13 protein-coding genes are annotated in these 11,064 nt (G+C 66.4%); 3 read left to right on the forward strand and 10 right to left on the reverse strand.

What is annotated here, in order from left to right; all coding sequences use genetic code 11:
• Positions 1–262: 262 nt before the first annotated feature.
• The gene (locus tag RUMESO_RS22305; RefSeq protein ID WP_037283951.1) at positions 263–1,096 is read left to right on the forward strand and encodes a glutathione S-transferase family protein; all 834 of its coding nucleotides are present in this window, start codon (positions 263–265) and stop codon (positions 1,094–1,096) included.
• 146 nt (positions 1,097–1,242) lie between these two features.
• Here RUMESO_RS22305 and RUMESO_RS22310 read toward each other — a convergent pair whose 3' ends face one another.
• Positions 1,243–1,851 carry a class I SAM-dependent methyltransferase gene (locus tag RUMESO_RS22310; protein WP_037283954.1) on the reverse strand — a complete coding sequence of 203 codons (609 nt, stop codon included), beginning with the start codon at positions 1,849–1,851 and terminating at the stop codon, positions 1,243–1,245.
• A 133-nt stretch (positions 1,852–1,984) separates the two neighbouring features.
• Positions 1,985–2,305: a hypothetical protein gene (locus RUMESO_RS22315; RefSeq protein WP_037283956.1), complete on the reverse strand. Its 321-nt coding sequence runs from the start codon at positions 2,303–2,305 to the stop codon at positions 1,985–1,987.
• Between the two features lie 348 nt (positions 2,306–2,653).
• On the opposite strand from RUMESO_RS22315, the gene RUMESO_RS22320 reads away from it, so the two are divergent.
• Positions 2,654–3,121 carry an MAPEG family protein gene (locus tag RUMESO_RS22320; RefSeq protein WP_037283960.1) on the forward strand — a complete coding sequence of 156 codons (468 nt, stop codon included), beginning with the start codon at positions 2,654–2,656 and terminating at the stop codon, positions 3,119–3,121.
• Positions 3,122–3,231: 110 nt separating this feature from the next.
• Here the strand turns inward: RUMESO_RS22320 and RUMESO_RS22325 are convergent, their stop codons facing one another.
• From RUMESO_RS22325 to RUMESO_RS22355, 7 genes are all read right to left on the reverse strand, one after another.
• Positions 3,232–4,032, reverse strand: coding sequence for an aldo/keto reductase (locus tag RUMESO_RS22325; protein WP_211262975.1), 801 nt, complete (start codon positions 4,030–4,032; stop codon positions 3,232–3,234).
• Between the two features lie 385 nt (positions 4,033–4,417).
• Complete coding sequence (locus RUMESO_RS22330) at positions 4,418–5,302, reverse strand: LysR substrate-binding domain-containing protein (protein WP_037283965.1); 885 nt, start codon at positions 5,300–5,302, stop codon at positions 4,418–4,420.
• Between the two features lie 284 nt (positions 5,303–5,586).
• Positions 5,587–6,507: an NAD-dependent epimerase/dehydratase family protein gene (locus RUMESO_RS22335; protein WP_051521613.1), complete on the reverse strand. Its 921-nt coding sequence runs from the start codon at positions 6,505–6,507 to the stop codon at positions 5,587–5,589.
• A 75-nt stretch (positions 6,508–6,582) separates the two neighbouring features.
• Complete coding sequence (locus tag RUMESO_RS22340; RefSeq protein ID WP_037283968.1) at positions 6,583–7,476, reverse strand: PhzF family phenazine biosynthesis protein; 894 nt, start codon at positions 7,474–7,476, stop codon at positions 6,583–6,585.
• Positions 7,473–7,928 (reverse strand): cupin domain-containing protein, encoded by a 456-nt coding sequence (locus tag RUMESO_RS22345; protein ID WP_281177599.1) that lies wholly within the window; start codon positions 7,926–7,928, stop codon positions 7,473–7,475. Before RUMESO_RS22345 ends, RUMESO_RS22340 begins: the two co-directional genes overlap by 4 nt.
• 140 nt (positions 7,929–8,068) lie before the next feature.
• The gene (locus RUMESO_RS22350) at positions 8,069–8,629 is read right to left on the reverse strand and encodes a YbhB/YbcL family Raf kinase inhibitor-like protein (RefSeq protein WP_037283974.1); all 561 of its coding nucleotides are present in this window, start codon (positions 8,627–8,629) and stop codon (positions 8,069–8,071) included.
• 32 nt (positions 8,630–8,661) lie between these two features.
• A complete protein-coding gene (locus tag RUMESO_RS22355) occupies positions 8,662–9,459 on the reverse strand; it encodes a helix-turn-helix transcriptional regulator (protein ID WP_051521614.1) in 798 nt (265 codons plus the stop codon).
• Between the two features lie 276 nt (positions 9,460–9,735).
• Here RUMESO_RS22355 and RUMESO_RS22360 point away from each other — a divergent pair, with 276 nt between their 5' ends.
• Positions 9,736–10,479 carry a class I SAM-dependent methyltransferase gene (locus RUMESO_RS22360; protein WP_281177600.1) on the forward strand — a complete coding sequence of 248 codons (744 nt, stop codon included), beginning with the start codon at positions 9,736–9,738 and terminating at the stop codon, positions 10,477–10,479.
• Positions 10,480–10,819: 340 nt separating this feature from the next.
• Here RUMESO_RS22360 and RUMESO_RS22365 read toward each other — a convergent pair.
• Positions 10,820–11,064, reverse strand: a 245-nt coding sequence (locus RUMESO_RS22365) for an integrase core domain-containing protein (RefSeq protein WP_037277710.1), incomplete at its 5' end; no start/stop codon positions are given.

An 11,064-nucleotide genomic window follows, 5' to 3' on the forward strand; every position in this document is an offset into this window, starting at 1 on the left:
CCCGCCAGCCCCGTTGATCACCTCGATGCGACGCGGCACGCGCATCGGCCCAAGCGTAGGTTCAAGTCCAGACACGAAACGATCCCATATCAGAGACCGTCAGCCTCGCCCCTCACATGCCCAAACGAAAGGTGCGGTCCAGACACCGCTTACATAAGCAGGATATCAACGTTCGATTATCTGCTGCCGGCCGGTCATGTTAGTGCCCGGATACGGAGGCTGAGTTCCCCTCCGGAAGCCCTTTTTCGCGGATCCCTTTCCTATGACCAAGCGACCTGTCGTTTACCACATCCCGGTCTGCCCCTTCTCGCAGCGCCTTGAGATCCTGCTGGAGTTGAAGGGGCAACGAGACGCCGTCGAGTTCCGGGTGGTGGACATCACCAAGCCCCGCAATCCGGCGCTTCTGCGCAAGACCCGCGGCACCACGGCGCTGCCCATCCTGGAGATGCCGGACGGGCGCATCCTGAAGGAAAGCCTCGTCATCCTGGACTTCCTCGACGAGACGATCCCGGGCCCGCGGGTCCGGCGCGAGGACCCCTTCGAGCACGCGGTCGAGCGCCTGCTGATGCTATTGGAGGGACCGCTCACGAACGCGGGCTACACGTTTGTCATGAACCAGGACCGGGCGGCCCGGCCAGCCCATTGCGACAGGCTGCTCGGGCTCTATGCACAGATCGACAGCTTCCTGCGCGAGCACAACCCGGAGGGCACCTTTCTCTTCGATGACTTCGGGCTGGCCGAGACGGTGTTCACCTCGCTCTTCATGCGGTTCTGGTTCCTCGACTACTACGAGGGCTTCGAGCTGCCAGCGGACGGCGGCTTTGAGCGCGTCCGGCGCTGGCGCGAGGCGTGCCTGGCGCACCCGGCGGCCCAGCAGGTCTCGCGCGAGGAGATCGTCAAGTCCTACTACGACTACGCCAAGGGAGCCGGAAACGGCGCACTGCTGCCCGGACGGACCAGGTCGAGCTTTGTCTTCGAGCCGCACTGGCGCACCCGTCCCTGGCCACCGGCCGACAAGTACGGGCAGTCGGCCGATGACGAGGCCCTGGGACTCGTTCCGTCGAGCCACGTCATGGCGTGGCCGTGCTCTGGATGAGAGCCTCCGTCGAGAAGACCCTGACGGCGACCAAGCGCCGCTCAAGTAATGACGCCGCCTTGGCTTCGTCGACGCGGGACAGGTCTGGACACGTCCCGGCCCTCAGGATCACCGTGCGGATCCTCACCTCACCGCAAGACCAGCCCCTACCGCCGCCGCGCCGTGAAAAGGAACCGCTCGTCAGAGACCGGCCCGCCCCAGAGCGCGTGGTGGTCCGAGAGGCTTCGCGTGGCGGTCCAGCGGAGTGATGGCGGCACGGCACGCCGCACCTCCTCGGCCGAGAGACCTGCTCCCGTGTGCCACCGTCCCTCGATCAGGAGCACTGAGCCTCCTGGGACCAGAAGTTTGGCCCAGTTCGACAGAGCCTTCCGCGGGTCCGGCAGAGCCCAGAGCACATGGCGGCAGACCACCGCGTCGAAGCTGTCGCGAGGCAAATTGGGTCGAGAGGCGTCCCCCTCGAGGAATGTCACAGCCCGGCCTGCTTTCTCGCGCGCGTTGTTCAACATGCGTGGGGACAGATCGAGGCCCGTCACCTGATGCCCTAGGTCGTGGAGCAACAGGCTCAGAGACCCGGTGCCGCAGCCAAGGTCAGCCACCCGCAACGGATGAGTACCCAACACCTCGGCCAACAGGGCGGCCCAAGCCGAACGGACCTGAGGGTCCCGCAGACCGTGATCGGCTTCCTCGTCGAAACGCTCGGCCTCGGTATCCCACAAAGCGCGTGAGTCTTGGAACGGACGATCAGGTGCAGGCACAGTGATCCGACCTCGTGCTCATACTCCTGCCCTCATATGCACGCAGTCCTAGAACCGTCGTGGCGCAGGAACGCGGGGAGCGCAACTTCGAACGACAACCGATAGCCGATAGCATCGATCGGACTGGCTCGCGTCAGTTCTCCAAGGTGAAGCTGGGCGTTCCGCAGATGTCCACCGTTTCCACGAACTCCTGCCCGTCCTCCATTACGAAACGGAGATCAGTGCTGCACTGCTCCGAGCCACCGGCGATGGTTAGCGTGCCGGTCTCGCCCGGTGGCAGCACGCCCGCAGCCAGCAGGTCCTCGCCCCAGTTACCCTCATCGGCGGGCGAGGCGTAGAACTCCACAATGATCAGCGAGCTGGCATTCGTGAGCGAGTAGCTGACGTCCGATGCTGCAACTGGCACGCCCGCGACGGCAAGAGGAACCGTCAGGGCAAGGCTGAGGCGGTTCATGTCAGGATCCTTCGATGAAGCAGCCGAAAGCCGGCCTGATCCCGCTCACCTACGATGCCTCCCGCGCTCTCGAAAGAGACAGGCACCTGCTATCCAATAGCAACGCCTCTTCTGTCCAAACTACTAGGCAGGCTCCGAAGCCAATCGCCGGAGAGATATCACGGCTGAGGTCGCAGAGGGGCGGTAGTGAGGCAGAGGCCCCGATCATGTTGACGCAAAATCTGAGAGAACTGCAGGCGTGGTACGTCGGCGGAGCGATCAGAATGCTTGCTGCTGTAGGGCTGCTCATGGCCAGCAAGCCAATGTGGTAAGCTCAGCTGGCGGAATAGCCCACGGGAGCGCGCCTCCATGACCTCTCTTCTTACGTTGGAGAACCCAGTCTTTGTGGCCTACGCCGTCGCGGCGGCGCTCATGGTCCTCAAGATCATGGGCCAGGGTTGGATGACAGTGGTGCTTATGACGAGGTTTGACGCAGGCCTCATGAGCCCCGAGGACCTCCGCCAGACACCCTTCAACAAGAACCCTCGGCCGGACCAACTCGCCCCGCACCCCGACGTGGAGCGCTCGCGCCGCATGCACCGCAACGACCTTGAGAGCATCCCCGCATTCCTCGCAGCGGGCCTGATCTTCGTCACCACGGAGCCGCCCTTCTGGCTGGCGGTGCTGCTCTTCTCGTTCTTTGTGCTGGCGCGGCTCGCCCACACTTGGGCCTATGCTACGGCCCAGAACCACGAGGTGCGGGCCAGCTTTTACTCGGCAGGCTCCATCGTAGTCATGTTCATGGCCATATGGGTGCTGGCAGTGGCGCTGCTCTAGGTCTCGAGCCGCCCTCCGGCCACCGGCCCCGGCTGGTTCGCTGTCTGTTGAAAGTGGTCCCAAGTCCGCCCGGCCAAGACGAAGGGCCTCCGACCTCACCAGCGGCCAGCTCAGAACAGCGTGTTCATCTCCTCGGGCTGGGGCAGCGTCTTGCCGTCCGGCCGGTCGAGAGATTGGAGGCGCGTCATGTCCTCCGGGCTGAGGGTGAAGTCCCAAACGGCTAGGTTCTCAGCCACCCGGGCCGGGTTGGCGGTCTTGGGCAGGACGACCAAGTCCTGCTGCAGGTGCCAGCGGATGACCACCTGCGCCGGGGTTCGGCCAAGACGGGCCGCAATGTCGGTCACGACCGGGTCGCGGAGCACGGCGGCGCCCTCTCCGCCCAGCGGACTGTAGCTCTCGGTCACGATCCCATGGGCCGCGTGCCAGTCCCGGAGGTCGCGCTGCTGGTAGCGGGGATGCAGCTCCACCTGGTTCACGGCCGGCACCACGCCCGTCTCGCCGATGAGGCGATCGAAGTGGGTGGGCAGGAAGTTGGACACCCCAATGGAGCGGACCCGGCCCTGCGCCCGCAACTCGACCAGCGCCCTCCAGGTCTCGGCGTAGCGGTCGTGCTCCGGCACGGGCCAGTGGATCAGGAACAGGTCGAGGTAATCGAGCCCGAGCCGCTGAAGGCTGCCCTCCAGCGAGCGGAAGGTGCTGTCGTAGCCCTGGTCGCGGGTGCGCTCCTTGGAGGTGATGAAGAGCTCCTCGCGGGAGACCTCGGCCTCGCGCACGGCGCGCCCGACGCCCTCCTCGTTGTCATAGCCCTGCGCCGTGTCGATGTGGCGGTAGCCCGCCTTGATTGCGGCGCCGACGACCTCCGGCGCATCCTGGTCCGGCAGGCGCCAGACCCCGAAGCCCAGGCGTGGCATATGGTGGCCATCGTTGAGCGGGAGAGTTGGGCTGAGGGGCATGGAGATTGGCATCTTTCTATTGGACGCTCGTTTCTATGGCACGCTTGCGTGTGGTCGGTTGGACTGCATCCAACCTCTGCGAGAACAGAGCGAGCAGCCGCAGGTGGAGGCTAGGTCATTGGCTCACGGCGGCCAGAGGGGGCCCGATTGATCGAGACGATGGCCTCGGGAGTCGCGCCAGGCGATACGGGCGCCTTGGATTCGCCAAGCTGCCTCAGGATCGTGTGCCGGTGCCCTTCCTGAGAGTGAGTCTGCTCAACATGAGTCGCTGGCTCTTGCGGGGACAAGGAGGGTCACGGTCCTGACCGCGTAGGCGGATGTTGCACGCCAGTGCTCGGCCCGCTCAGTTGCGGCTTGGCTTTTCGGCAAACTGCGCCCTGAGCCATCCAACAAAGGCCTCCACCGCCGGGCGGCGTGGTCCCGGCAGGGTGACGGCCCAGTAGGTGAGCTCCGGCAAACCTGGAAAAGGCACCTCGACGAGCCGCCCGGCCGCCAAGTCGGCGGTGGCGACCACGTCGGCCGAGAACAGAAGGCCGTAGCCTGCCAGCGCCGCCGAGACCGCCAGGATGGGATTGTCGATGCCGGCTACCTTCAGGCTGCCCGGATCGACCCCAGCGGCCTCAAGCCAGGTGGACTCCTGCGGGTCGCCCGAGGACAGGAGCCAAGGCAGCCGTGTCAGGTCGTCGTCTCGGGCCACGAGCTCGGGGGCTCCCACCAAGATGAAACGCGTCCGCACGACCGGCTCCGCCCTGAGCCCCGGCCATTGGCCCTGGCCTGTTCGGATGCCCACGTCGTAGCCGTCCCGGGCGAGGTCGACCACCGCGTAGTCGGGGTTGATCGAGACGGCCACGTCCGGATGGCGCCGCCAGAACGAGCCCAGCCTTGGCAACAAGACAGACTGGGCGAAGTTCGGCGTGGCGGTCACCCGCAGCCCCCTCCCCTTCTCCGCGCCTCGCAGCGCCTCGATGCTCCCCGCGATGGTGCCGAACCCATCCCGGAGCGCCCGTGCCAGACGCTCGCCGTCGTCGGTCAGGGCCAGCCCACGTCCGTCGCGTCGCAGCAGCGTGGTGCCGAGCTCGCCCTCAAGCCCGCGCACCGCCTGAGAAACAGCCGCGTGCGTCACGTTGAGCACCCGCGCAGCCTCGCTGAAGCTAGCGAAGCGGGCTGCGGCCTCAAAGGCCCGCAGCGCTGACAAGGAGGGGAGATGGCGCCAGTCGGGATCCGACATCTGTCAACCTGCCTAACAGATCCGAAGAATTGCTGCTTAGCCGATCCCGGGCGGTTCGACTATATAGGCTTCATTGCACGACCCATTGGAGCTTAGCCATGTTTCAGTTCTTCGATCTCCGCGATTGGCAACGGGCGAGCCGGTTCGAGGGCCAGGATGCCTTCGACCCGACCGCCTTGCACCGCCGGGAACTTCGGGCGCTTCTCCGGCAAGAACGCCGGGCGCAGTGGGCCGCAGTTCGGCGGCGGGACTGAACCGGGTCGGCAGACCGCAGGTCTCAATCTCTAGCTCTTCCGCGCCCGAAACTCCGCATAGCGCCGAACCGCGTCGCGCAAGCCCTGCTCCGGATCGTGCCGCTCATGGTAGCCGAGCTCCGACCGGATACGCGCGTCCGACAGGATGATCGGCTGGTCCGCGTCAAAGCCCGGCGGCTCGACTGCATCGCTTTCCACGATTTGGCCCCGCCATCCCACGGCTTGGCCGATCCGCGCCACCCACTGGGCCTCTGTGGGCGAGACCGGCTCTGCCACGTTCCAGGCGCAGAACCCCGACCAGTCCCCCAGCGCAGCCAGCGCCACCGCGTGCCCTGCGTTGCGGTTGAGCACCCGTGCAAAGCGCCAGCCCGCAAGGCGGGGGTGCAGGGCTATCTCCTCCACCCCGTCGAGCATGGGCCCGGCATAGGCCTCGATCCGGCTCTGGTCGGGCCAGCCGTAGACCGCCGGCAGCCGCAGGACCGCCACGTTCTCGAGGGCTGCTGCGTAGACCTGCTCGACGGCCAGCTTGTCGTAGGCGGCACCCTGCGCGCCCTCGCCCACCCGTAGCGGAGAGGCCTCGGTGATCGGCTCTGTCTCGGGTGGTCCCCCGATCAGACGGTTGAGCCGCGAGAAGGCCTCGTAGACGTCGGCCGAGGAGACGGCAACCGTCCGCGTCGGCGCTCCATGCTCGCGCAGGACCTCGACCGTGGCCTCTGCCTCGGCACTGGTGAAAGCGATCATGTCGATCAGGACCTCGGGCTGTGCGACGTCCAGCGCCGCTCGGACCGCTGCTGGATCATGCCGGTCCCCGCTTAGGGCCGTGACGCTGTCTGGCCCCTGCGCGCGCCGGTTCATTACCCAGAGGTCCACGGCCGGCTCAAGCTCCTGCAAGCCCGACAGGACCCAGGGGCCGATCAAGCCAGTCCCTCCGATGACGAGTACACGGATCATGGATCATCCTGTGATGACTATGGGTTGGTGACGGAAATGTCGGTCCTTGCGCACCTGCGGTCACCTCTCAAGCACTCACACGCTCAGCAGAAGCTCGCCCCGCGAGACAGTGACGCAGCGCCCGGCCACGGTGGCATGAAGGCCGCTGGGCCTGCGTTCGGCGGTCACATGCAGCACACTTGGCCGACCCATTTCTTCGCCCTGGCGGACCTCGAACTCGGCGTGTGGCTCGGTTCCGAGGGACAGCAGAAGGGCGCCTAGAGGAGCGTTGGCGCTCCCGGTGGCGGGATCCTCGAAGGTTCCGGCCAAGGGCGCGAACATGCGAGCGCGAAGGCCTGCCTCGAACTTGCAGTAGACGTGCAAGGAGAGCCGTCCCTCAAGCCACGGGTGAGCCGCTGCAAGGCCCCGGAAGGCCGAGAGATCAGGGGAGCAGCGACCAAGGGCATCGGGGCGAAGCCTGGCCACCACGAACGGGACCCCGACGGAGACAAGACACGGCGCATGCTCGGAGGTGTCTACGTCGTCCGGGTTAAGGCCTAGACATGATGCGATCCCTTCGACGGGCAACTCACCGCCCACGCTCAACGGCTGCGGTGCTGTGATCTTTCCGCCCGTGGGACGCCCTTCCGCATCTCGCTCGATCTCTACCCTGACTAGGCCTGCCGGTACCTCGAGGTGCAGAGGGCCGTTTCTACCCCGCCCGAGACCCGCGAGCACATATCCCGTGCCAATGCTCGGATGGCCCGCAAAGGGCATCTCCGCCGTGCGATTGAAGATGCGCACCCGTGCGGTGTTGGCCGGATCCTCGGGCAGAAGGACGAAGGTCGTCTCGCTGAAGTTGAACTCGGCAGCGATGGACTGCATGTGCCTCGTTGAGAGGCCACGCGCGTCGGTGATCACCGCCAGGGGATTGCCCCCGAACTGCTTGCTGGTGAAGACATCGGCAGTCTCGAACGAATACGGCCTCATGGATCACTCCTTGGCTGGTAGGGCCGACCGTCCTTGTGGGTGAAGACCCACCGCCCCTCGGGATCGAGCATGGCCTTGAGGTCGTCGCGCGGGTAAGTGCCCTCATCGCCCGGCGTGCGGTCGCCGATCTCAAGGTAGACCACCTCACGGTCGGTACGGTTGACGAGTTGGTGGGCAATCCCCTGCGCCGGGAAGCCCGCGCACATGCCGGGCCCGAGCAGGACCTCGCCCCGATCGGTGACCAGCGTCGGCTCGCCTTCAAGCACATATATGAACTCGTCCTGTTTGCTGTGTCGGTGCAGGAGGGCCGACTCGGCTCCGGGCCGAAGGTGGGTGAGGTTCGCCCCGAAGTTCCGGAGCCCGAAGAGGTCGCCGAGGATGCGCTTCTCGCGTCCCGCAACCCGGCTGTAGAAGGGGTCCGGCAGAAAGGACGGCTTCGCGCGCGGAGGCACGGAAGTCGCCAGTATCGCGATCGGGGATGGCCTTTGGCTATTGGTCACAGGTCCCTAGTCCTCTGTCGCTCATGGTACTGCACTCTCGATCTGGAGGGCGGGCTGGTAGCCACGACCGCTGACGTTCGTCCGTCGCGGCCCTACTCGATCCGCCCGTAGCTGGCCGTCAGAATGGCTCGGTCGAGCGCCTGGGTGTTAGCGAAGAAGCCAACCAGGGCGGCTGAGGCAGTATCGTCGAGCGGCAGCTTGGTCACGGGCATAGCAAAGACGGTGAAGACGTAGCGGTGCGCTGGGGCGCCTGCGGGAGGGCATGCCCCAGAGTAGCCATTCTGGCTCAGGTCGTTGCGCGCCTGCACGGCGTCCTCAGGCAGATCCGCTCCACCTGCCGCGCCCGCACCCTCGGGCAATGAAGTCGTAGTGGCCGGCAGGTTGAACACCGACCAGTGCCAGAGACCCGAGCCCGTTGGCGCGTCCGGATCGTAGGCGGTGACGACGAAGCTCTTGGTGCCCTCAGGTGCGCCATCCCAAACGAGCGCGGGCGAGAGATTGCCCCCCTCGCAGCCAAAGCCCGCCATAACCTGATCCGGCCCGAGCGTGCCTCCCTCGCCCATGTCCAGGGAGGTGAGGCGCATCTGGGCCAGCGCCGAGTTGGTCAGAAGGACAAGGGCGGCCGTCGTGGCGCAGGCGAGGCGGAAGGTCATGGCAGGCGTCTCCGTAATCTGGACGCCCTTCTTTACCCTTCCGAATGGTCCTTCGCGGTGCGGCGGCGATCAAGATTAGTGCCGATCCGGTCAACCCGACCCCGCACCATCGAGGGCGTGATGCCGAACCGAGCCCGGAAGCGGACGGCAAAGCGCGATGGGCAGTCATAGCCCACCTCGAGCGCCACCCGATTGACCGGCTGGCTGGTGGCCTGGAGGAGCCCCAGCGCGCGGCTCATGCGTAGGTCCGCGAGGAGATCTGAGAAGCTTGTACCTTCTCGCGCCAAGCGCCGGCGCAGCGTGGCCTCGCTCAGGGCCAGCGCTCGCGCCGCCTCGGGCGCAGTCCAAGGCGCGGCGAGGTCCTCGGCCAGCAGGGTCCGCAGGCGTGCGGCCAGACCTGCGGACCGCGCCGGGCCGACGCCGACCCCTTCCTGGGCCAGCCACAGGAGCACCCCAGCCACGGCGTGCTCGCGCAGGGCAAGTGGCAGGAGCGGGTCCTCACAGGCAGCGGTTGCGCGATCGAAAGCGGCAAGGGCGCGATCGTCCTTGGCCAGCCTACTCGGGTCGCCCGGGGGAAGTGTCTCAGGCCCCAAAACGAGCGCGCTGGCCACATAAAGGCCGCTGAGCGCCGGCTGGTTCTCAATGGTGAGCGGCTCGCCTGAAGGTAGGACGGCCAGGCTCCCAGGACCAATTGCGAGCCATGATCCGCCATGGCTGACCCGCTTCTCCCCCTGGCGCACACGCACCACTGCCGGCCGTTCAGCCACAAGGGCACGGAAGGTCGCCTGGACAGCTTGGCGGACAAGCAGATGGGTGGGAGCCAGGGTCATTGGCGCGAGCATCCTTCGCGCACAGACTGCCACGGCGTCGGCGAGCTCGAAAGAGCTCTCCTGGCTCTGGCCTCCCTGGTCCCAGGTTGGCGTAAGCGCGCCATCGTCTAGCAAATATGGTCGCATCTTAGAGACGCCATATGTGCACGCCCACTGCACACCCGGTAAGGTCGCAATTAATCGTCTAGAGCCTTGCCTTGGAGCGATACATGACGCCAGCGCGGTGCTTCCTTTGCACCTCAACTCCCAGGTGACGCCACGACCGACATCAAAGAGATCCAGACTTGGTCGGCACAGGGCTATGCCGAGAACGCAGCCTTCGTTCCCGCCTACGGAAGTGAGGTCCTCGATCTGCTGGCGCCTCAGCCGGGCGAGCGGGTGCTGGACCCGGGCTGCGGGGACGGCACCCTCACCTCCGAGATCGGCGGGCGCGAGGCCGAGGTGCTGGGGGTGGACAGCTCAGCCGAGCTTCTGGAGGCGGCGCGAGCCCGTGGCGTTCCCACCCAGCGCATGGACGGGCAGGCCTTGACCTTTGAGGCGGAGTTCGACGCGGTCTTCACCAACGCCGCGCTGCACTGGATGCGCGACCACGACGCCGTCGTCCGAGGGGTGAGCCGCGCGCTCCGGCCCGGGGGCCGCTTCGTGGGCGAGTTCGGCGGGCACGGCAACGTCGCGGCCATCGTGACCGCCCTTGTGGCGGCCCTGGGCCACCAGGGCCTGGATGGAGCCGCGCGGATTCCCTGGGTCTTCCCAACACCCCAGGAGTGGCGCAGGCGTCTCGAGGAGCAGGGCTTCGAGGTCCGGCTCGCGGTCCTGATCCCCCGCCCCACTCCCCTGCCCACCGGCATGGAAGGGTGGCTGGCGACCTTCGCCAACCCTTTCGTGAGTGGCCTTGCCCCGCCCGAGCGGGAGGCGGTGCTGGCCGAAGCGGTCCGCCTTCTGATGCTGACTTTGCGGGCTCAGGACGGGAGCTGGACCGCCGACTACGTTCGCCTGCGCTTCGCCGCCCTGCTCGCTTGAGTTGGTGCTACCAGAGCCGAGCAACGGCGGATAGCTCGCCGGCCCGGATAGTGATTGATCCGTGGTAGTAGCACCGACCCCACAGAGGCAGTGGGCCAAGTGCAGCACGAGGACGCTCGTAGGTTCTGACACGATAGAGATTATCACGCTCTCCAGCGTCCCGAGTAGACCGGCGTGCGCCGTTCGATCCAAGCGTTCAGCCCCTCGCGCGTATCGCTCGTCGGAGCAACCCGGGCGAACTGCTCCTGCTCGATGAGGAGACCTTCGCCGATGCTGGCGTTCAGCCCGCGGGTGACCGCCGCGATGATGCTGGTGATCTGGCCCCCGTTTGACCGAACACTCAGGCGGTTGCGGTTTGGGCGGCGATGAACTCGCGAGGCGAGCGCATTTTCAGCCCGGAGTGCGGGTGGTGGGCGTTGTAGTCCTCGAACCAGCTTGGGAGCAATCCGAGGACAGCGGCAGCGTCCGGCAAGGGCGTGACCTGGACGTAGTCGCGCTTCAGGGTGCGGACGAAGGCCTCGGAGATGCCATTGCTTTGGGGGCTCTTCACGGGCGTGAAGCAGGGCTTCAGCCCGAGCTGGCGGG

It is taken from the genome of Rubellimicrobium mesophilum DSM 19309 (genome assembly GCF_000600335.2).
GTDB classification, from domain to species: Bacteria; Pseudomonadota; Alphaproteobacteria; order Rhodobacterales; family Rhodobacteraceae; genus Rubellimicrobium; species Rubellimicrobium mesophilum.

Excerpts from the sequence above, each read along its gene's own strand:
- RUMESO_RS22305 (WP_037283951.1), top strand. The coding sequence starts at position 263 with ATGACCAAGCGACCTGTCGTTTACCACATCCCGGTCTGCCCCTTCTCG.
- RUMESO_RS22315 (WP_037283956.1), bottom strand. The coding sequence starts at position 2,305 with ATGAACCGCCTCAGCCTTGCCCTGACGGTTCCTCTTGCCGTCGCGGGC.
- RUMESO_RS22320 (WP_037283960.1), top strand. The coding sequence starts at position 2,654 with ATGACCTCTCTTCTTACGTTGGAGAACCCAGTCTTTGTGGCCTACGCC.
- RUMESO_RS22325 (WP_211262975.1), bottom strand. The coding sequence starts at position 4,032 with ATGCCACGCCTGGGCTTCGGGGTCTGGCGCCTGCCGGACCAGGATGCG.
- RUMESO_RS22330 (WP_037283965.1), bottom strand. The coding sequence starts at position 5,302 with ATGTCGGATCCCGACTGGCGCCATCTCCCCTCCTTGTCAGCGCTGCGG.
- RUMESO_RS22335 (WP_051521613.1), bottom strand. The coding sequence starts at position 6,507 with ATGATCCGTGTACTCGTCATCGGAGGGACTGGCTTGATCGGCCCCTGG.
- RUMESO_RS22340 (WP_037283968.1), bottom strand. The coding sequence starts at position 7,476 with ATGAGGCCGTATTCGTTCGAGACTGCCGATGTCTTCACCAGCAAGCAG.
- RUMESO_RS22350 (WP_037283974.1), bottom strand. The coding sequence starts at position 8,629 with ATGACCTTCCGCCTCGCCTGCGCCACGACGGCCGCCCTTGTCCTTCTG.
- RUMESO_RS22355 (WP_051521614.1), bottom strand. The coding sequence starts at position 9,459 with ATGACCCTGGCTCCCACCCATCTGCTTGTCCGCCAAGCTGTCCAGGCG.